This is a genomic window from Gemella sp., from assembly GCF_057272915.1.
Window position 1 is genome coordinate 1 of the sequence record NZ_DBHIUF010000023.1, and the last position, 21,033, is coordinate 21,033.

17 protein-coding genes are annotated in these 21,033 nt (G+C 32.1%); 13 read left to right on the forward strand and 4 right to left on the reverse strand.

The annotated features are described in order from the left end of the window. Positions 1–56 precede the first annotated feature (56 nt). Positions 57–1,601 (reverse strand): glutamine-hydrolyzing GMP synthase, encoded by a 1,545-nt coding sequence (gene guaA / locus ACO6OL_RS07530; protein WP_485502699.1) that lies wholly within the window; start codon positions 1,599–1,601, stop codon positions 57–59. 303 nt (positions 1,602–1,904) lie between these two features. On the opposite strand from guaA, the gene ACO6OL_RS07535 reads away from it, so the two are divergent. Further along, positions 1,905–2,921 carry a lactonase family protein gene (locus ACO6OL_RS07535; protein ID WP_485502700.1) on the forward strand — a complete coding sequence of 339 codons (1,017 nt, stop codon included), beginning with the start codon at positions 1,905–1,907 and terminating at the stop codon, positions 2,919–2,921. A gap of 43 nt (positions 2,922–2,964) precedes the next feature. On the opposite strand, the gene ACO6OL_RS07540 is transcribed toward ACO6OL_RS07535, so the two are convergent. Both ACO6OL_RS07540 and ACO6OL_RS07545 read right to left on the reverse strand, forming a co-directional pair. Continuing rightward, complete coding sequence (locus ACO6OL_RS07540) at positions 2,965–3,252, reverse strand: YutD family protein (RefSeq protein WP_314159839.1); 288 nt, start codon at positions 3,250–3,252, stop codon at positions 2,965–2,967. 2 nt (positions 3,253–3,254) lie between these two features. Further along, on the reverse strand, positions 3,255–4,454 hold the full coding sequence (locus ACO6OL_RS07545) for a D-alanyl-D-alanine carboxypeptidase family protein (protein ID WP_485502701.1): 1,200 nt from the start codon (positions 4,452–4,454) through the stop codon (positions 3,255–3,257). Between the two features lie 255 nt (positions 4,455–4,709). Between ACO6OL_RS07545 and ACO6OL_RS07550 the strand changes: the two genes are divergently transcribed. The 5 genes from ACO6OL_RS07550 to ACO6OL_RS07570 all read left to right on the forward strand — a co-directional run bounded on the left by ACO6OL_RS07550 (position 4,710) and on the right by ACO6OL_RS07570 (position 10,862). Continuing rightward, positions 4,710–5,855, forward strand: a complete 1,146-nt coding sequence (locus ACO6OL_RS07550) for a BaiN/RdsA family NAD(P)/FAD-dependent oxidoreductase (protein WP_485502702.1) — start codon at positions 4,710–4,712, stop codon at positions 5,853–5,855. Between the two features lie 190 nt (positions 5,856–6,045). After that, complete coding sequence (locus tag ACO6OL_RS07555; protein WP_485502703.1) at positions 6,046–7,086, forward strand: ABC transporter substrate-binding protein; 1,041 nt, start codon at positions 6,046–6,048, stop codon at positions 7,084–7,086. A 209-nt stretch (positions 7,087–7,295) separates the two neighbouring features. Then, positions 7,296–8,894: an ABC transporter permease gene (locus ACO6OL_RS07560; RefSeq protein WP_485502704.1), complete on the forward strand. Its 1,599-nt coding sequence runs from the start codon at positions 7,296–7,298 to the stop codon at positions 8,892–8,894. 3 nt (positions 8,895–8,897) lie between these two features. Next, positions 8,898–9,821 carry an ABC transporter ATP-binding protein gene (locus ACO6OL_RS07565; protein WP_485502705.1) on the forward strand — a complete coding sequence of 308 codons (924 nt, stop codon included), beginning with the start codon at positions 8,898–8,900 and terminating at the stop codon, positions 9,819–9,821. Between the two features lie 114 nt (positions 9,822–9,935). Beyond that, positions 9,936–10,862: an alpha/beta hydrolase gene (locus ACO6OL_RS07570; RefSeq protein ID WP_485502706.1), complete on the forward strand. Its 927-nt coding sequence runs from the start codon at positions 9,936–9,938 to the stop codon at positions 10,860–10,862. 81 nt (positions 10,863–10,943) lie between these two features. Here the strand turns inward: ACO6OL_RS07570 and ACO6OL_RS07575 are convergent, their stop codons facing one another. Next, entirely contained in the window at positions 10,944–12,023 is a 1,080-nt protein-coding gene (locus ACO6OL_RS07575; RefSeq protein ID WP_485502707.1) for a M24 family metallopeptidase, read from the reverse strand. 246 nt (positions 12,024–12,269) lie between these two features. On the opposite strand from ACO6OL_RS07575, the gene pip reads away from it, so the two are divergent. The 7 genes from pip (at position 12,270) to nadE (ending at position 20,657) form a co-directional block, all read left to right on the forward strand. Next, the gene (gene pip / locus ACO6OL_RS07580; protein WP_485502708.1) at positions 12,270–13,232 is read left to right on the forward strand and encodes a prolyl aminopeptidase; all 963 of its coding nucleotides are present in this window, start codon (positions 12,270–12,272) and stop codon (positions 13,230–13,232) included. Positions 13,233–13,625: 393 nt separating this feature from the next. Continuing rightward, complete coding sequence (locus tag ACO6OL_RS07585) at positions 13,626–15,419, forward strand: aminopeptidase P family N-terminal domain-containing protein (protein WP_485502709.1); 1,794 nt, start codon at positions 13,626–13,628, stop codon at positions 15,417–15,419. A 284-nt stretch (positions 15,420–15,703) separates the two neighbouring features. Further along, positions 15,704–16,933, forward strand: coding sequence for an aminopeptidase (locus ACO6OL_RS07590; protein WP_485502710.1), 1,230 nt, complete (start codon positions 15,704–15,706; stop codon positions 16,931–16,933). A 309-nt stretch (positions 16,934–17,242) separates the two neighbouring features. Next, positions 17,243–17,521, forward strand: coding sequence for an RNA-binding S4 domain-containing protein (locus tag ACO6OL_RS07595; protein WP_314159828.1), 279 nt, complete (start codon positions 17,243–17,245; stop codon positions 17,519–17,521). Further along, complete coding sequence (locus tag ACO6OL_RS07600; protein WP_485502711.1) at positions 17,505–18,137, forward strand: FtsB family cell division protein; 633 nt, start codon at positions 17,505–17,507, stop codon at positions 18,135–18,137. The genes ACO6OL_RS07595 and ACO6OL_RS07600 overlap by 17 nt, the downstream gene beginning before the upstream one ends. A 244-nt stretch (positions 18,138–18,381) precedes the next feature. Then, positions 18,382–19,824: a nicotinate phosphoribosyltransferase gene (locus ACO6OL_RS07605; RefSeq protein WP_485502712.1), complete on the forward strand. Its 1,443-nt coding sequence runs from the start codon at positions 18,382–18,384 to the stop codon at positions 19,822–19,824. 11 nt (positions 19,825–19,835) lie between these two features. Beyond that, positions 19,836–20,657: an ammonia-dependent NAD(+) synthetase gene (nadE, locus tag ACO6OL_RS07610; RefSeq protein WP_485502713.1), complete on the forward strand. Its 822-nt coding sequence runs from the start codon at positions 19,836–19,838 to the stop codon at positions 20,655–20,657. Positions 20,658–21,033: the final 376 nt, after the last annotated feature.

Genomic DNA, 21,033 nt, shown 5'->3' on the forward strand with positions numbered 1-21,033 from the left:
AATCATGAGCTTAAAGCTCATGACCCTTCTCATCAGTCCTAAATTTTGGAGACCCGTTATTCCCATTCAATTGTTGCCGGAGGCTTACTTGTAATATCGTAGACTACGCGGTTAACGTGAGCAACTTCATTTACGATACGAGCTGAGATTTCTTCAAGTACTTCAAATGGAATGTGTGCCCAGCTTGCTGTCATACCGTCGATACTTGTTACGGCACGAACTGCTACTGTGTAATCGTATGTACGAACATCTCCCATAACTCCTACTGAACGAATATCTGGAAGACATGTGAAGTATTGCCAGATTTCTCCTTCTAATCCACGTTTAGCGATAACATCACGTAAGATGAAGTCACTGTCACGAACGATTTGAAGTTTTTCTTCTGTTACTTCTCCAAGAACACGAATACCAAGTCCTGGTCCTGGGAATGGTTGACGCCAAACGATTTCGTGTGGAAGCCCAAGAGCTTCACCTAATGCACGAACCTCATCTTTAAATAGAGTGTTAAGTGGCTCGATTAGAGAGAAACGCATATCTTCTGGTAATCCACCTACGTTGTGGTGTGATTTGATTGTTTGTGCATTCTTAGTTCCTGATTCGATAACGTCAGTGTAAAGAGTACCTTGAGCTAAGAACGGTACGTCGTGAAGTTTAGCACATTCTTCGTCAAATACATATACGAATTCATTACCGATGATTTTACGTTTTTGTTCTGGATCACTTACACCTTTAAGTTTTCCAAGGAATCTATCTTTGGCATCGACTTTGATTAGATTCATGTTGAATCCACCTTCGATTTCTTTACTGAATGTGTTCATTACAGCTTCAGCTTCACCTTTACGAAGTAGACCGTGATCGATAAACATACAGATTAGTTGATCTCCGATTGCTTTATCTAATAGGGCTGCAACAACTGATGAGTCTACACCACCAGATAATGCACAAAGAACTTTTTGATCTCCAACTTCTGCACGAATTTCTTTAATTTTTTCATCGATGAAGTTTTGGATAGTCCAGTTTTCAGTACATTTACATACATTACGGATGAAGTTTTTAATTAAGTCATAACCGTATTCTGAGTGACGTACTTCTGGGTGAAATTGGAAGCAGTAAAAGTCTTTTTCTACGTTTTCAGCAGCAGCGATTGGACAGTTATCGCTTGTCGCTACAACTTTGAATCCTTCAGCAAGTTCAACAACTTTATCAGAGTGACTCATTAATACTTGTTGAGTTGTAGGAGTACCCTCGAATAATTTAGCTCCTGGAGTTACGTCAACATTGTGAGCTCCGTATTCTCTACTAGTCGCAGATTCTACTTTTCCTCCTAGTTTGTGTTGCATAAGTTGCATTCCGTAACAAATTCCTAATACAGGAATACCTAGGTTGAAAATCTCGTCATCAATTGTAAGAGAGTTTTCTTCATATACTGAGTTAGGTCCACCTGAAAGGATAATCCCTTTAGGGTTCATTTTTTTAATTTCTTCAATAGAAATTTCATTGTCATGTAGCTCAGAATAAACACCAAGTTCACGTACACGACGAGTGATAAGTTGGTTATATTGACTACCGAAGTCAAGAACTAATATAAATTCGTGTTTCACGGTTTTCCTCCTAAAATATACTTTTATTAATATAAATTATTATATCAAGAAGTTGAAGATATGTAAAATCTTAAATGTTAGAAATTCCGTGTATTTTTTTGACGGAATATTGATATTTTAACGAAAAAACAGCTAAAAACGAATTTTAAGTTTATGAAAAGGATAAAAAATTCGTGAAATAAGATTTTAGCTTTTCAAAAAAAATGATAATTTTAATTTATACGAATTATAGGTGAGAGAAAATTTTATAAAATTTTTTTGGAAAATGTTATAATAAGTTTAGAAAAAGTAGGAGGAAAAATAATGGTGAGAGTATATATTGGAACATATACCAAAGCAACTAGTGATGGCATATACTTAGTTGAGTTATCTGAAGAAGGAAAAGTACTAGAAGTTAGAAATGTAGCGAAAGTTGACAATCCAACGTATTTAGCAATATCTAATGATAATAAATATTTATATAGTGTATCAAGAGTAGATGGAAAAGGTGCTGTTACAAGCTTTGAAGTTGAAGAAAATGGTGGTTTGAAAGAATTAACATCAGTTGCTCAAGAAGGGAATCCTCCTTGTTATGTAGAGTTAAATTCAGAGAAAAATACTTTATTATCTGCAAACTATCATTTAGGTACGATTGATAGTTATTCTGTTGAAAATGGCGAGCTTGTAAAACTCTTGTCAACAGATTATCACGAAGGAAATGGTGTACACGAAAGACAAGAGAAACCTCATGTGCATTTTTCAGGATTTACCCCAAGTGAAAAGTATGTATTTTCTTGTGATTTAGGAACTGATGAGATTACATCGTATAGACTTAATGAAGGGGTTTTAGAAAAAGTAGCCACTTTTAAAGCTAAAGATGGAAGTGGAGTTCGCCACATAGTATTTAGTAGTGACGAAAAACAAGCTTTTGTTATGACAGAACTTACTAGTGAAGTAATTGCTTTTGATTATGATGGAGAGGGGAACTTAACAAATCCAACATATTATCCTACATTACTTGAAGGATTTTCGTTAGAAAATAAAGGTAGTGCGATAAAAATTTCAAATGATAATAGATTTATCTATGTTTCTAATAGAGGACAAGATGCGATAGTTGTTTTTGAAAATACAGGATCAGGCTTAAAACAACTTCAAACTATTAGTACTGAAGGGCGGGGTCCAAGAGATTTTGACCTATCAAAAGATAATACTTTAGCAATTGCGACAAATGAAAATAGTGGAACAATTACTGTGTACACTGTTAATAAGAAAACAGGCGAACTAACTGTTGTTGCTTCTGAGGTAGTTGTACCTGAGGCAGTTTGTGCTAAGTTTATATAGAAAAATACCTAAGGTGAGGATAACCTCATCTTAGGTATTTCTTTTATGAATTTCGTTTTTTAACGACGAAGAAAGGTGCTCCGAAATTAATGTATTCTAATATATAATCTTCAAGATTATTGATATTCTTCGGATTGTTGCTATCTTTTGTTAAAATAAATCCTGTTAGTCGTAGTTTTTCGTGAGAAATGTCTCCTACGATGTATGGTTTATTTTTTAACACATCTACTAGTTTTTCTTCAAATGTTTCTTTTTGGAATGCATCTTTAAAGTTGTAGATAAGCTCATAAATAGTTCCTTCAACTTCGAAAACTAAATTGTTTTGCTCCATATTTAATCCTTTCTAACAACTTGTCTCATAACGTATAGCGCTGCAAAAACAAGTGTATATATTGCAAGTATACCTGTAGCGAAGTACTTCGTACGATCTATAACGATAGTAGTTTTTTCGTAATTATTTTTTTTATCAAAGTTATCATCATTGATGAAGTTTGATTTGATTTTTGTTAGATTTCCTATATTATCATTAGAAGTGAATTCAGAGAAAACTGTCCCTTCGTTTGCTGATATTGTTCCGTATTTTTGGAATAAAAGTATTTTTTTATTCATAAGAAGATATGTTACATCCTTAATAGAATGTTTCTCATAGAATAAGTCGTAAATATCTTCGTTAAAAGTAATACGTTCATTGTTTATAGTATATGTTCCTGCTTTAAGGGCAAGTTTGTAGTTGTAGTTTGAGAATAGGTAATCGTAAGTTTTTTGAAGCTTATCAAAATAAGTAGCTTTATCATCGCTTTGGTTTAATACGGTGATAATTAATTTAGTGTTACCACTGTACGCGTAAGTTACGCTATTTTTGTCAGAGTAATCTAAACCTAAAACTCTAAACTTATCTGATTCTTTAAACTCAATACTATTGTTAATTTTTTCTCCAGATGCTAAAGTATGTTCTGGATTTTTTGTAATTTCTGTAATTTCAGGATAGTTTTTTAGAATTAAACTAGTAATGTAAGAGATATTCTTCGCAGTACTAGTATTATTCCCGTTGTTATCTAGTGATTCTAATTTTGTGTCATTTAGTGACATAGAAGCTAATATGTCACTAGCTTTATCAAGAGTTATGTTAAAGTGAGCGAATACAGCTTGATTAAGATTATTAGAATTTTCATTTTCCAATAGGAAGATTGCATCTTTAACTGTAATTGATGATTCTATTTTGTATTTAGAAAGAATGTCATCGCTAGTTGTAATATTAATTTTTTCGTCTAAAGTTATTTTTTTATTTTTCAAATTATCAGTAAGTAGGTAAAGTGCAAGATAGTTTGGTAATTTACCTACAGATACTTTTTCATTTTCTCCACGTTTAGAAATGATTTTCCCCGTGTTTAATTCCGAAACTACAAGATGAGCATTAACATCGCTTAAATTTGTTACTGCGTTATTGTCTAAAAAGACATCATCAGCTTTTGTGAAGTTTGGAACTAAAAATACAAGAAGTAAAATCAAAATGCTAATTTTTTTCAATCTCATTATTTAAAATCCTTTATTTTAAAATTGTCTAATTTAGAATATTAACATAAAATTAAAATTCCATTTAAACACATACCTTTTAGTATATTACAAAATAGCGAAAAATTCCAATAAGAAGGAAGGAAAATTTTAGAATTTTTAATTGGAAGTATGCAGTGTAAAATTATGTTTAACGTAGAAAAATTTGAAAGTATCTGATTACATGTTATAATTTAGATGATATTTGATTAAATTAAGAGAAAGTTGAGATTTAAGATGAAATATGATGTGATTGTGATAGGTCTTGGTAGTGCGGGGCTTATGATAGCGGATAGACTTAATGATAGTGGTTTGAAAGTATTAGTTCTTGAGCAAAATAGACGTGCAGGAATAAAACTTCTTTTAACAGGGAATGGTCGTTGTAATGTTATGAGTAGCGACAATGCTGAAGATTTTGTCGCGGCTGTGCATAATGGTAGATTTTTAAGAAGTGCATATCATAAATATAATGTTAAGAAGTTCTTTGATAAGCATAATTTGAAATTAAAACAAGAAAATAGAAGATTATATCCAGCGAGTGAAAAATCAAGAGATGTTGTTAACGCGTTTAAAATAGACCATGCGAAGATTAACTATAAAGAGAAAGTAGAGGATTTAGTATTCGAAGATGACAAACTTGTGGGCGTAAAGACAAATGTTGATACGTATTACGGAAAAAATGTCGTAGTTTGTGCTGGAGGAAAAACATATCCTCAGAGTGGAAGTGATGGTTCATTACATAAAATTCTGAAAAAACATGGTGTGAAGATTACTAAAATATACCCTAGTGAAGTAGCTCTAGTTTTTGACGATTTTAGAGAATTATCTGGGGTTGCATTGCAAAATGTGAGAATGTTCCATAAGAAAAACGAGAGAAGCGGAGACCTTCTATTCACGCATAAAGGATTAAGTGGACCTTTATCAATTTCTATGGGAGAATTTGTGGCTCGTTATCCAGAAGATAAATTTTATCTAGACTTTTATCCTGACCTTAATGAGGAAGAACTTTTTGAAAAACTATGGGAAGATAACAAATTCTTACAAGGAAAATTACCAAAGAGTTTTTATAACTTCATGATTGAAAAACATTTCCCAGAAAATGTTAGTAAAAAAGAGTTAAGAAAATTTGTAACGAAAATCAAGCGCTATGAATTGGTTGATGTTAAGACGATGCCGTTAGAATATGCCTTTACTACAGCAGGTGGAGTAGATCTTAAAGTAGTAAGTCCGAAGACATGTAGTCATAAAAAAATAGAGAATTTATATTTTGCAGGAGAAATTCTAGATTTACATGGAGAAATTGGAGGTTATAATCTTATGGTTGCCTGGTTCACGGGGATGATTGTGGCAGATGCTATTAAAGAAAAGTATGGGATAGAATAAAAAATTTTTATTATTCTAATTATACAAATATTGTAAAAATAGTTATATAACACTTTAAAAGATAATTAGAATGTTTATGTAAAAATGTTAAAATAATAAAAATCAAGTGAGCCTGGACAGGTTGAAAGTATCTTTATTTCTTAGTATAATTTTTGTATAAACTTATAGTTAAAGAAAGGATACAATAAATATGAAAAGAATATTAAAAGTATTAACTATTATTTTATCAATTTCCCTAATTTTATTAGGTTGTGGTCAAAAGCAAGCGACTGAAAGTAAAAAAGAAGCTAGTAAAATTGATTTCGGTGGTAAAACAATGAATGTTGTGGCAACTTCTGAAAAATACAAAAAACTTTTTGATAAATTCGCAGCTGAAACAAATAGCAAAGTTGAATTTTTATCTATGTCAAGTGGAGAGGTAATCTCAAGAACAAAAGCAGAAGGTAAACCGATGGCAGATCTTTGGTTTGGTGGAGGAATTGATGCTTTTATGGCTGCTAAAAAAGATGGTCTTTTAGAGCAATATGAAGCTAAAGGTTCTGACAAAATCAAAGAAGGATTCAAAGATAGTGAAAATTACTGGCTATCAAAAGGTATTACTGTAGTTGGATTTTTAGTTAATGAAAAAGTCTTAAAAGAAAAAGGATTAGAAGTTCCTAAAAAATGGTCAGATTTAACTAATCCAAAATACAAAGGTACTATCATAATGAGTAACCCGGCAATTTCTGGTACTAACTTCGGTGCTGTAGCAGGAATTTTAGGACAAAAAGGTAACGAGAAAGGATGGGAATACTGGACTGCATTCAACAAAAACGTTGATTTCTACAGTAAACGTGGTAAAGATCCACAAGAAAAAACAGCTGCAGGGGAATTCGGAATTGGTATTATTCCTGTTGATAAATCAGCATTTGATGCAGCTAAAAAACACAATTTAACAGTTGTTTATCCTGAAGATGGTATTCCTTGGATTCCTGAAGGTGTAGCAATATTTAAAAATTCTCAAGCTACTGATATAGCTAAAGCATTTGAAGACTTTATCTTAAAATCTGAAAACCAACAACTAATTGCTGAGCTTGATGGTAAAGATGGAGCTCAAATGGTAATCGATGGTTCTAAAGGAGCAGATTTAGGATTACCTAAAGATAGACTTCTTAAAGAAGATTTAGCTTCATTTGGTAATGAACGTAGCGCTATTCTTAAAAAATGGAAAGAATTAGTGGGAGATAAATAAAATTGGATTGAGACTGACCAAAAAGCACTAGATTTTAAAATAGTTTACATGAAAACTCATAGACGCAGTGGGTTTATTGATATCTAAATTCGCTTCAAAAAGCTTTTTAAATATCTAATAAGCTGTGTGGGGGTGACTCGACAAAATTGATTTCTACGAAATCACGATTTTTGAGTCACTCCCATTTTAAAAATATTAAAGGAGATAGTATGTTTAAAAAAATAAATTTATTTGATAGTATTGTCATAGGACTCATTATTACTTCTTTTATACTTTTTGTACTATATCCGTTTGTTGCTGTTTTTAATTATGGGTATAAAGGTGAGTTGTTTTCTGAGTTACTAACTAATCTTCCTAGTTATTCTTATTTACTAGTAAATACTGTAAAAGTAGCCTCAGCAACTACTATAGTTACTGTCTTTATATCGGTTGCTGTTTCACTTTATTATTTTATCGGAACATCGAAATTCAAGAATATAATAGTGTTTATATTTATGATTTCTATGATTTCACCACCTTTTGTTACTTCATTATCGTATATTAATTTATTTGGAAGACGCGGCTTAATAAGTTATAATCTACTGAAATTAAATTATGACCCTTATGGTTTCTTCGGAATTGTCAGTATGCAAAGTGTGACGCATATTTCTATAAATGTTCTACTTTTAGTTGGGTTTTTAAAAGGAATTGATAAAGGTGTGATTAACTCAGCTAGGTCTTTAGGTGCAAATACGAATAGAATAATACTCGATATTCTTCTTCCGCTCATGAGACCTGTTATTAAAGTAGTTATTCTGCTGACATTCTTAAGGAGTATGGCTGATTTTGCAACACCGGCTATAATAGGAGGTAAGTATAATGTTCTTGCCACTGAAGGTTATTTATCATTTATTGCTGAAGGAAATATTAGTAAAGCTGTAGTAATGAATTTAATTATTCTAATCCCCTCACTTCTTATATTTTTGATATTTTTTAAGAGTTTTAGAAATACTACACTAGGTAGTAAAAATGTTGGTGTATTAGAGGCTAATATTAAGAAATCGGGTATTATTTACTATATTTCTTTAATAGTTACTGTAATTATTGTTTTGATGTTAGCTAGTTTATATAGCGCGATAGTTATTTCGGCATTTTCAACTATGGAATATGGGAAATTAATATTTACATTGCAGAATTTTATAGATGCTAATGATTATATAACTGATGTTTTTGTAAGAAGTGTGGCTTATTCGCTTATTGCTGGATTGATTTCTTCAGTAGTAGGTCATGTTCTTCAATATTACATTTACATAAGAAATGTCAAAGTCTTAAAAATGATTGATTTTGTAGCGACTTTACCTTATATACTACCTGGTACATTCTTTGGGTTAGGTTACGTATTAGCTTTTAACTCATATCCTTTGAAATTAACAGGAACAGCATTAATAGTAATATTGAATTTGGTGTTTAAGCAGATGCCGTTTGCCACAAAAATAGGTTATAGCTCTATAAGTCAAGTGTCTGAAGACCAGTTGAAATCAGTGAGGGACTTAGGAGGAAGTAGGTTCAATGAGATTAAGGATGTTGTGTTTCCTATGAGTTATGAAGGTTTTTATATAAGCTTTATTAATGGTTTTACGGCAACGATGACAACAATTGGGTCTATTATTTTCTTAATATATCCTAGTCAAAAAGTGACGACTATAGTTATGTTTGATGTAATAGAAAGTGGAAAATACGACATAGGTTCGGTTATTGCGTTTTACATAATTATGATATGCTTAGTGATAAATATATCGTATTACTTGATAGTAAATAGAAGGAGATAGAGTATGTACTTAAGTTTAAAAAATATCTCAAAAAAGTATAAAGATAAAGAAATTCTAAAGAATATTAGTTTTGATATAAAAGAGGGTGAATTGGTTTGTATATTAGGGCCTTCTGGATGTGGTAAAACTACGCTGTTAAATATTATAGGAGGATTCATATCAGATTTTTCAGGTGATGTATTGTTATCCGATGAGAATATTAATAATATATCACCTGAAAAAAGAGAGATTGCTACCGTATTCCAATCTTATGGTTTATTTACTCATAAAAATGTTATAGACAATGTAAGTTATGGTCTGAAACTATTGAAAATTGATAAGAATACGAGGGAAAATAGAGCGAAAGAGATGTTAGAAAAAGTTGGTCTAGCAAGCTATGAAAAGAAAAAGATTAAAGAGTTGTCTGGAGGAGAACAGCAACGCGTCGCTATAGCTAGAAGTATGGTGTTGAATCCAAAATTGTTGTTACTAGATGAACCTTTATCGAACCTAGATGTGCATCTTAGGGATGTAATGAGAAAAGAGATTAAAAAAATTCAAAAACAATTTGGTGTTACAATGATTATAGTTACTCATGATCAAGAGGATGCCTTTAAGCTTGCTGATCGAGTTATCGTAATAAATGAAGGACATATAGAACAAATAGGTACGCCAGAAGAACTTTATAAAGAGCCTAAGAATAACTTTATCTCGAGTTTTATAGGTGAAAATAATATTATCGATGAAAACCTGGTAATTAGACCGGAAGAAATATCCATAAAATTAGATAGCTCGGGAGAGGGTAAAGTTGTTGATGTAACTTATCTAGGAGCTACAGTTGAATATTTAGTTGAGACTCCAGATGGGAATACTTTAAAAGTCTTAACGATGTCAACAGCAGAAAGATTTAATATTGGAGACAAGGTTTTGGTACAAATTAATAATTAAAAATAACACTAATAGAGATATCTTAAGTCTCTATTAGTGTTATTTTTTGTTTACTTTTATTCAAAGTGATAGTATAATAGTTTTATTGAATTTAAAGATGAAAGGTAAAGAAAAGTGAAAAAACATTTTAAAAAAATATTAGCGACACTGCTGATTTTAGTAGTTGTTGCATTTGGTTTTGTTGGAAACTATTTTTATAACTTTGGATTGAATCCGAAGGTAGATAAGAGTGCGATTGTTAATCAAGATAGTGATGGGAGTAAAGAAGATAAAACAGCTTTAAACAAGTGGTTTGATGAAACGAAGCAAATTGTTGAGATGGAGTCTGTTACTAAAAATAAACTTGTAGGATATAAATTCGTTAATCCGGATGCTAAAAAATGGATATTTGTAGTACACGGATACACTAGTGAGGCTAAGAAAATGGTTAACTATATCAAGAAGTTTTATGATATGGGTTATAGTGTCTTTGCACCAGATTTAATAGCTCATGGTAATAGTGAAGGTGAGTTTATTTCTATGGGAGGTTACGACTCTGATGATTTAGTTAATTGGGTTAAGAAAATATCATCAGAAAATAACAACGCTGATACTGCATTATTTGGGATCAGTATGGGGGCAGCTACAGTAATGAATGCAGTAGGTAAGAATTTACCATCTAACGTAAAAACTTTTATTGAAGATAGTGGTTATGTGAATTTAAAAGTAGAGTTCACATATCAGTTGAAAAAATTATTTAATTTACCGAGTTTCCCTGTAATTCCGGCGGCAAATACAGTGACGAAGATAAGAGCTGGATATTTCTTTGGTGATGTAGATGCAACAAAAGCTTTGAAAGAAACTAAACTTCCAGCATTAGTACTACATGGTGAAGAAGATGGCTTTGTACCAATTGAATATGGGAAAGCCGCTTATGATCTAATAACTTCAGAAAAAGAATTTCATAGTTTCCCGGGAATGAAACATGTTCAGGCTGAAAGAAAATTCAGAGAACAATATTGGAATATTGTAGGGGAATTTTTAAAGAAACATTTTGAATAAAGAAAAAAGACGATTGAACTTAAATCAATCGTCTTTTCCTCTAGGAAGAGTATAATGAAAAGCTTAATTTAATATAGTTAGTTACTCACCGATAATAACTAACTCTTTATTAAGTTTGTTTAAAACTTCACAACCATCTTCCGTAACAAGAACTAAGTCTTCGATACGAACACCGAATTCTCCTGGAAGATAAATACCTGGTTCGATAGAGAAAATCATACCTGGCTCACATTTAGTTTCATTGATGCTAGAAATATCTCCATATTCATGACATTCTAATCCGATGTGATGGCCTGTACGATGTGTAAAGAATTCTCCATATCCTTTTCCTGTAATGTAATCACGACAAGCCGCGTCTATATCGCAGAATCTAACACCTGGTTTAACAGCGGCAACTCCTCGTTTTTGAGCTTCTAATACTATTTCAAATACTTCACGTGCTTTTTCGCTTGGTTGTTTCCAAAATACAGTACGTGTCATATCTGAACAATAATTGTCTTTAATCCCACCCATATCGATAATTATAGCATCACCTGGTTTTACATATCTGTCTCCCACAGTACCGTGAGGATTAGCTCCGTTAGCTCCGTAAGCTATAATAGGATCGAATGATAATCCATCAATTTTTAATTCTTCATGAATAGCAAGCAAATCTCTAGCTACATCTTTTTCTGATTTTCCTTCAGAAATACTATTTATAACTCTTTGGCAGGCTTCGTCGTTTAGAAGAGAAGCACGACGCATAAGTTCTTTTTCTTCTTCATCTTTAATCATACGAACTCGGTCAACGATTTGAGATACATCTACAAATTTGTTTTCTGGTAGATGATTCATAAGAGGTAATAGGAACCTCGCGGGAAGAACTTTATCTATACCCACAATAGTCCTATTTGGTATACTTTTTGCTAGAAGTTCAATAGGATTATCAGTATCAGAGTAGACCACTTTTTCTAATCCTAAATCTTTTTCGAGTGGGAAAAGAGCATTGATGAATAGTTTGTGATTACCATTTTCATCAAGTAGCACTGCGAAAAATCTTTCGCCTGGATGTTCTAAGTATTCAGTTAGGTAAAAAATTGAATAAGGATCGCTAATTAGTGCTTGGTTGATTCCTTGTTGCTTCATTTTTTCTAAAATCTTGTTAGTTCTTGAAAGTTTCACTTTTCTCTACTCCTTTTTTGTCTTATAATCTTTAATATAATTATATCACTAATATTAATCGATTGCAAAATAGTTAGATAGATGATTATTATAGATTTTAATAAAATAATTGAATATTAAAAAATGTTGAGATATAATAGAAGAGGAGTATAAATATCGCAAATTAAGTTATATTTTAGAAATAGAAAATAAACTGTTATGCGATACAAATAAATTGTAAACAAATACACAACAGGAGGTATTATTATGGGGGAATTAAGGAGTTTATATCCTGAAATTAAAGAAAATTTCTCTAAAATGTTAAAGGTCGATGAGACTCATACTATTTATTATGAGGAGAGTGGGAATCCTCAAGGCGTTCCGGTAGTTTTTTTACATGGTGGACCAGGCTGTGGAACATCAGCAAGTGGTAGACAATATTTTGATCCGGAGTTTTATCGAATTATATTATTTGATCAAAGAGGAAGCGGAAAGTCTACGCCTCATGCATGCTTAGAGAATAATGATACTTGGCATATTATTGATGACATGGAGAAAATAAGGGAGGATTTAAACGTTGATAAATGGCTAGTATTTGGTGGAAGTTGGGGTTCTACTTTAGCTCTTTGTTATGCTATTAAACATCCAGAGCGTGTGTTAGGTTTAGTACTACGTGGTATTTTCTTAGGGCGTAGAGAGGATATATTATGGATTTATGAAAAGGGTGGTGCGAGTAATATACACCCAGAAGCATTCGAGCGATATGAAAGTATAATACCTAGAGATGAACGTCGTGATATGGTCCGTGCGTATTATAACCGTTTAACAAGTGAAGATAGGGAAACAAGGGAAGTCGCGGCAAGAGAGTGGAGTATGTGGGAAGGAAGTCTTGTGACACTTCACCCAAATCCGAATTTAGAGCAGAGTTTTGGTGATATTCATTATGCGGTTTCTATGGCTACGATTGAGTGTCATTTTTGGATGAATCATATGTTTTGGAATGATGATGATTGGATATTAAACAATATCGATACTATAAAAGATATTCCTACAACAATAACTCATGGTCGTTATGATGTTGATTGTCGGGTAGTCGGCGCTTACGAATTAAGTAAAAAATTAAATAATTGTAAATTAGATATTGTTGTTGCTGGTCACTCAGGAGGGGAACCAGCGATAGTGGATTCATTGGTAAAAGCAACGGATTATTTCAAAGGGATATTAAAATAATAACAATAGTATGTAGACTATAGATGTTGATTCTATAGTCTATATTATTTTGTAAGGGAAATGGTTGAATTTTAAAAATCTAGGGGACTGTACCAAAAGACCTAAATTTTAACAAAGTGTATATGAAAACTTATAGACGCAGTGGTTTATTGATATCTAAATTCGCTTTATGAAAGCTTTTTAGATATCTAATAAACTGTGCGGGAGTGACTCGACAAAATCGATTTCTCCGAAATCACGATTTTTGAGTCACTCCCTAGTGAAATGAGCTTTATAATGTGATAGAATATTAAGTATGATAATTGTGAAGGGGTATTTATCGATTAAACTTTCCACGATTAGTTAGAAAATTTATATAGAAGTTATATATGAAATAACAAAGGAGTAAGGACAATGGAGATAAAAGAAAGAGTTTCTAAATTAAGAGCATTAATGGAAAAAAATGGAATTGATGTCTATATGGTTCCAACAGCAGATTTTCACAATAGTGAATATGTAGGAGAACATTTTAAAGCTCGTGCATTTATGAGTGGATTTACTGGTTCTGCAGGGACACTAATTGTTACTAAAGATTTTGCAGGTTTATGGACAGATGGGAGATATTTCTTACAAGGAGAAAAACAATTAGAAGGAACTGGTATCGAGTTGCAAAAAATGCGTGAACCTGGAGTTCCGACTATCTCGGAGTTTGTTGTCGAAAATACACCAGAAAATGGGGTATTAGGATTTGATGGTCGTGTTGTGACTTTTGGTGAAGGGAAAGACTTAGCTACTAAACTAAAACGTAAAAATGCTACGGTAAAATATGATGTTGATTTAGTTGATGAGATTTGGGAAAATCGTCCGGCGCTATCAGAAGAACCAGCATTTTATATGAGTTTAGAAAGAGCTGGAGAATCTGTAGCTAGTAAGCTTGAGAGAGTTCGTAAAGAAATGCATGAAGTAGGAGCAAATATCCATGTTATAACTACACTTGATGATATTGGATGGTTATTAAATATTCGTGGTATGGATGTTGATTATGTACCGGTATTATTAAGTTATGCAGTTGTTTATGAAGATAGTGTTGACTTATATGTAGATGAGAGAAAACTATCTGATGAAATCAAAAAATACTTGGCAGACCATAATGTACACATTAAGCCATATAATGATATTTATGAAGAAGTGAAACAATTTTCAGGTAACGATGTAGTATTAGTCGATCCAGAGTGCTTAAACTATGCAGTGTTTAACAATATTCCAAAAGAGATAACACTAGTGGAGAGACGTAACCCGACAATTTTAATGAAAGCTACAAAAAATGAGGTTGAATTACAGCATACTATTAAAGCCCATGTGAAAGATGGTATTGCTCATACGAAGTTTATTTATTGGTTAAAACAACTGGTAAAACAAGGTACAAGTGAACAAGAAGATGAACTTTCGGCATCTGCGAAACTTGTAGAATTTAGAAAAGAACAAGGTGGCTTTATCTGTCCAAGTTTTTCTCCAATTTGCGGTCATGGTGAAAATGGAGCTATTGTGCACTATTCATCTTCTAAAGAGACTTCGATTCCGTTACGTACAGGTACTTTCTTACTGACTGATACTGGTGCGCACTTTGAAGAAGGATCAACTGACATCACGCGTACTACGGCGATGGGAGAAGTTAGTGATAAATTAAAATATGATTATACACGAGTACTTCAATGTCACCTACGTTTATCGAGATTAAAATTTATGGAAGGTGTGTCTGGAGCTAATGTGGACTTATTCGCTCGTGCTCCATTATGGCAAGATTATGAGAACTTCAACCACGGAACAGGTCATGGTGTAGGGTACTTAGGTAATATTCATGAAGGACCTCATGGTATCCACTGGGGAATCTACCGTGCAGCTGAACCATTTAAACATGGCATGGTAGTTACTAATGAGCCTGGATTATACATCTCAGGATCTCATGGTATTCGTTTAGAGAATGAACTTATTGTTAGAAAAACAGTAAAAAATGAATATGGTCAATTTATGGAATTTGAAGTGATGACATTTGTACCATGGGATTTAGAGGCTATTAATCTAGATATGCTTACAATTGAAGATAAATATGAATTGAATAAATATCATGCGAAAGTATTTGAAGTATTAGCTCCACACTTTGAAGGTGATGAGTTAGAATGGTTAAAACAAGCAACTAGAGAAGTCTAGTTTATATGGGGCTGACAAAAAAGTCCTAAAATTTAACAAAGTTCATATGAGAATTCATGGACGCAATGTATTGATATCTAAATTCGCTTTATAAAAGCTTTTTAGATATTTAATAAACTGTGCAGGGGTGACTCAACAAAATTTTGTTTCTTAAGAAATCGCGATTTTTGAGTCACTCCCTACTAATATTATCTAAGAAAAAGTGATATAATAGATTATGTGCAATTAAAGAAATTAGTATTTGTTTAATTAGCAAATAAAGAGAAGAAGTCGAGGGGAACCAAATGGATTTAAATATACAATTAAAAAAATATGCCCAACTTATTGCGAAAGTTGGATTAAATGTTCAAGAAGGTCAACCGGTATTAGTTCGTGCTAGTACTGAAACACGTGAGTTTGTAGCGAAAGTTGTAGAAGCTTGCTATGAATTAGGAGCAAAAAGAGTATCAGTAGAATGGCGTGACCAAGAATTAACAAAATTAAATTTAAAATATCAAAGTGAAGAATCGTTAAGTACGGTTGGTCAATGGTACGTTGATAAGTATCAAGTCGAATTAGATGAAGGTGCAGCATTCTTATCTATTATAGGTGATGATCCAGATGGTTTAGCGGGTGTAGATAGTGCGAAATTAAAAGCATCTATGGTAGGTCGCTCAAAAGCTATGCGTAACTACATGAAATCAATTATGAGTGACGAATGTCCATGGTGTGTTGTTTCTGCGTCAACAGTAGGATGGGCAAAAAGATTATACCCTGAATTAGATGATGAAGCGGCTTACTTAAAACTTTGGGATCAAATCTTAAGTGCTTGTCGTTCAACTGGAGATGACCCTGTAGCTGAATGGGAAGAACACATTAAAGTTTTAGATGAAAAAGCGAAATTCTTACACGAAAATGAATTAGTTAAATTGCATATTACAAATGACTTAGGAACTGATTTGTATGTAGGATTACCTAAAAATCATATTTGGCAAAGTGCAGGAAGTTATGCTAAAAAAGCTGATCGTTTCGTAGCTAATATCCCTACAGAGGAAGTATTTACAATGCCTCATAAAGATGAGACAAGTGGTATTGTTTATAATGCTAAGCCTCTAAATTACAGTGGAGTATTAATTGATAACTTCTGGCTGAAATTTGAAGATGGTAAAGTCGTAGACTTCGGAGCTGATCGTGGTTATGATGTTCTTAAAAACTTATTAGAAACTGATGAAGGTTCAAGAAGAATAGGGGAAATGGCATTAGTACCTTACGATTCACCAATCTCAAATACAAAAATTTTATTCTTAGAAACATTATTTGATGAGAACGCAGCATGTCACATTGCTCTTGGTAAAGCATATCCAACATGTGTTCAAGGTGGACCAGAAATGACTGATGAACAATTAGCGGAAGTTGGTGCTAATGATAGTTTAGTTCACGTTGACTTTATGATCGGAGAAGCGACAACAAATATCACTGGTTATACAGCAGATGGTAAAGAAGTAGCGATTTTCAAAGACGGAAACTGGGCTTAATCAAATAAAAGATATGGTGCTGATCCAAAAGTCTTAAAATTTAATAAAGTTCATATGAGAACTCATAGACGTAGTGGTTTATTGATATCTAAATACGCTTCATCAAAGATTTTTAGATATCTAATAAATTGCGCGGGGGTGACTCAATAAAATCTTGTTTCTTAAGAAATCGCGATTTTTGAGTCGCTCCCATCTTTTAATATTATTTGTTAAGAAGTTTTCAAAATTTCATAGATTATCGTGGATTTTATTTGCGAAAAGAGGCTAAATATGTGATAATAGATTGTACTAATATTTAGGGGTGATTAAATGCGTTTGGATAAATTTTTAAAAGTATCAAGAATTATAAAGAGAAGAACAGTTGCTAATGAAATATCATCAGAAGGGCATATAGCGATTAATGATAAAAAGGCAAAGCCATCTAGCACTTTAAAAATAGGGGATAAGATTACTATTTACTTTGCTAAGAAAGAAGTTGTATATGAAGTATTAGAATTAAAAGATAGTACTAAGAAAGAAGATGCAACCAAAATGTTTAAAATCTTATCTGAAAAATCAAGAGAAGTAGAAGATGAGAGAGCAGAATAGCCAATTCAAAAAAGACGTCTTAAAAGCAAAAGCTAAGTATAGAAAACGTCGTAAGTTTATTATATTAGCTATAATGACCTTTGCTTTAGCTGTAACTTTACTGCAAACATTTTTATATATCCGAGATAAGAAACAAATCAATGCTCAATTAGCTGAACAAAATCAGACGATTGAAAATCTTGATAAAGAAAATAAAGTAAATGAACTGGTCATAGATAAACTAAAAGATCCATACTTTATAACGGACTTGGTAAGGCAGGAGTATGGGTTAAGCTATCAAGGTGAGTTGATTTTCAATATTCCATTACAAGAGAATTTCTTGCAAGCGACGATAAAGTCTATAATGGATGGAAATTTAGAAAAATCTGGAGATAATAATGGTAGAATTGATGATAGTAAAATCCCTGAACTAGCCAAAAAAGATGATAAAAAATCAGCTTCTACAAAAGAATCAGAGAAAAATACTGATAAACAAAATGCTAAGAAAACTAGTGATAGAAGAACAGAAGATAATTCATCTGAAAAGGAAGATGATAAAGAAGAGGGAAATCAACCTCAAAGAGCAACTAATAATAAAAATTCAAACACTAATAATCAGAGAAGTAACAGAGGATAACGTTCTGTTGCTTCTTTTTTCAGACTTCTATATGATACAGATTTCTGAAATGTTATTATATAAAAAAATACTTCTGAGTATTAATATAAAGAAATGATTAATATAAAAGTAAAGATAGTGTATAGCGAAATGGGATTTTAGTATTAAATTTACAATACTTAAGTTTAAATATTTGTTAAAAATGTATTAAAATGTTAATATAATAGGTAACAAATTTAATTATATACATAAATCGGAGGAGATTATGAATAAATATCTAGGTGATGCTTTGCATACCGACCTTTATCAAATTAATATGGGATATGCATATTTTAAAGATGGAATACATGAGAGGAAGTCATATTTCGATGTGTATTTTAGAAAAATTCCTTTTGGTGGAGGATATGCAGTATTTGCTGGACTAGCCAAAATTATAGATTATGTGAATTCATTTGAATTTTCAAACTCTGATATAGAATTCTTAAGAGAATTAGGATATGAAGAAGACTTTTTAGAATATCTAAGTACTATGAAATTTACAGGGAATATTCGTTCGGTAAAAGAAGGAGAAATTATTTTTGCTAATGAGCCACTCTTGAGAATCGAAGCTCCACTTATTCAAGCGCAAATAATGGAAACGGCTATTTTGAATATTGTTAACTATCAAATACTAATAGCTACAAAGGCTGCTAGAATCAAGCACTTATGTCCAGATGAAGTTTGTATGGAATTTGGTACTCGTCGTGCTCATGAATTTGATGCGGCAATATGGGGGACACGAGCTTCTATTATCGGTGGATTTGATGCTACTAGTAACGTAAAAGCTGCAAAATTGTTTAATATTCCATGTAGCGGAACACATGCTCACTCATTTGTTCAGGCTTATGAAGATGAAGAAGTTGCATTTAAGAAATATGCAGCTGCGCATAAAGATTGTTATTTCTTAGTTGATACTTATGATACATTACGCTCTGGAATTCCTACTGCTATTAAAGTAGCGGATGAATTAAAAGATGAGATTAATTTCCATGGTATTAGATTGGATTCAGGAGATATAGCATATTTATCAAAAGAAGCAAGAAAAATGTTAGATGAAGCGGGGTATCCTAATGCAAAAATAGTAGCGTCAAATGATTTAGATGAAGATACAATTACTCACTTAAAACAAGAAGGTGCATGTATTGATGCGTGGGGTGTAGGTACAAAGCTTATAACTGCTTTTGATAATCCTGCATTAGGTGCTGTTTATAAACTTGCATGTTTAGAAAATGATAATGGTGAGATGATTGACAGGCTAAAAGTCTCAGAAAATCCTGCAAAATTAACTGTTCCAGGTGTAAAAAGAGTTTATAGAATAATAAATACAGACACAGGTATGGCGGCAGGGGATTACATTGCATTGGAAAAAGAAGACGTGAATGCAGAACAGAGTATAAAACTTTTCCATCCAACTCATACTTACCTAGCTAAGGAAGTGGAGAACTTTAAAGCGATAGATATTCATGAAGATATTTTTGTTAATGGTAAGCAAGTATATGAAGTACCAACAGTACATGAAAGTGCTAAATACTTCCAAGAGAATAAAGAATTATTATGGAGTGAGTATCTTCGTTTACTAAATCCAGAATTCTATCCAGTAGACTTAAGTAGTAAGTGTTGGAAAAATAGAAAAGAAATATTGGAAAGAGTAACAAAAAAATCAAAATAATAGGTGGTAATATGACATTACAACAGGAAGTAATAAAAAGATTAAGATGTAAACCTAAAATTAATGTAGAAGAGGAAATAAGATTAACAATCAATTTTTTAAAAGATTATATAAAGAAAAACAACTTCATAAAGAGTTTAGTATTAGGTATATCAGGTGGGCAAGATTCTACGCTTTGCGGTAAACTATGTCAAATGGCAATTACTGAATTGAGGGAAGAGACAGGTGAAGAGTATAATTTTATCGCCGTTAGACTACCATATGGAGAACAATTTGATGAAGATGATTGTAACGATGCATTAAAATTTATTAATCCAGACAAAGTATTTACTGTTAATATAAAAGATGCGGTAGATGCTAGTGTAAATTCATTAAAAGTAGCAGGTGTAGAAATTACTGATTTTGCGAAAGGTAATGAGAAAGCACGAGAAAGAATGAAAGCTCAGTATTCTATTGCTACTATGAATAAAGGTATAGTAGTTGGTACTGACCATGCAGCAGAAGCTATCACTGGATTTTTTACAAAACATGGAGACGGTGGAGCAGATATTGTACCTCTATATAGATTAAATAAAAGACAAGGGAAAGCATTATTAAAAATGTTAGATTGTCCAGAACACTTATATCTGAAACAACCAACTGCAGATTTGGAAGAAGATCGTCCTGCTTTAGAAGATGAAGTTGCACTTGGAGTAACATATAATGACATAGATGATTACTTAGAAGGAAAAGAAGTTCCTAATAATGTAAAAGAAATAATAGAAGGACATTATCTAAAATCAGAACATAAGAGAAACTTACCAGTTACTGTGTTTGATTTTTACAATATATAAAAGTAAAGAAGGAAGAGAGAAAAAGAAACAATTCTCTCTTTTTTTAAACTAATTATAGAAGAAAATAGATTATAATGGAGAAATAAAAATAAATTTTAAAAACATGTTGACATAATCTATAAGTAGTGATAGAATAATGAAAGTCTTCTGATAGAGAAGACGAACAATAAAGAATTTCTAAAGAGCTAATGTTAAGAAAAAACTTGACAAAAGCTAATAGAAATGATAGAATAATAACAGTCTTTTAAAGACTATATCATCACAATGAAAATTTAAATTAGTTTTTTTAAAAAAACATAAAAGAAACTATTGACAAAGTTCAAAGTTGATGATAGAATAGTAAAAGTCTTCTCAAGAAGAAGACGAACAATCAAAC

What these genes read in the sequence shown, in the direction of transcription:
- pip (WP_485502708.1), top strand. Translation starts at nt 12,270, where the DNA reads ATGGGGGAATTAAGGAGTTTATATCCTGAAATTAAAGAAAATTTCTCT.
- ACO6OL_RS07565 (WP_485502705.1), top strand. Translation starts at nt 8,898, where the DNA reads ATGTACTTAAGTTTAAAAAATATCTCAAAAAAGTATAAAGATAAAGAA.
- ACO6OL_RS07550 (WP_485502702.1), top strand. Translation starts at nt 4,710, where the DNA reads ATGAAATATGATGTGATTGTGATAGGTCTTGGTAGTGCGGGGCTTATG.
- ACO6OL_RS07600 (WP_485502711.1), top strand. Translation starts at nt 17,505, where the DNA reads ATGAGAGAGCAGAATAGCCAATTCAAAAAAGACGTCTTAAAAGCAAAA.
- ACO6OL_RS07545 (WP_485502701.1), bottom strand. Translation starts at nt 4,454, where the DNA reads ATGAGATTGAAAAAAATTAGCATTTTGATTTTACTTCTTGTATTTTTA.
- ACO6OL_RS07585 (WP_485502709.1), top strand. Translation starts at nt 13,626, where the DNA reads ATGGAGATAAAAGAAAGAGTTTCTAAATTAAGAGCATTAATGGAAAAA.
- ACO6OL_RS07595 (WP_314159828.1), top strand. Translation starts at nt 17,243, where the DNA reads ATGCGTTTGGATAAATTTTTAAAAGTATCAAGAATTATAAAGAGAAGA.
- nadE (WP_485502713.1), top strand. Translation starts at nt 19,836, where the DNA reads ATGACATTACAACAGGAAGTAATAAAAAGATTAAGATGTAAACCTAAA.
- ACO6OL_RS07555 (WP_485502703.1), top strand. Translation starts at nt 6,046, where the DNA reads ATGAAAAGAATATTAAAAGTATTAACTATTATTTTATCAATTTCCCTA.
- ACO6OL_RS07605 (WP_485502712.1), top strand. Translation starts at nt 18,382, where the DNA reads ATGAATAAATATCTAGGTGATGCTTTGCATACCGACCTTTATCAAATT.
- ACO6OL_RS07535 (WP_485502700.1), top strand. Translation starts at nt 1,905, where the DNA reads ATGGTGAGAGTATATATTGGAACATATACCAAAGCAACTAGTGATGGC.
- ACO6OL_RS07590 (WP_485502710.1), top strand. Translation starts at nt 15,704, where the DNA reads ATGGATTTAAATATACAATTAAAAAAATATGCCCAACTTATTGCGAAA.
- ACO6OL_RS07560 (WP_485502704.1), top strand. Translation starts at nt 7,296, where the DNA reads ATGTTTAAAAAAATAAATTTATTTGATAGTATTGTCATAGGACTCATT.
- ACO6OL_RS07540 (WP_314159839.1), bottom strand. Translation starts at nt 3,252, where the DNA reads ATGGAGCAAAACAATTTAGTTTTCGAAGTTGAAGGAACTATTTATGAG.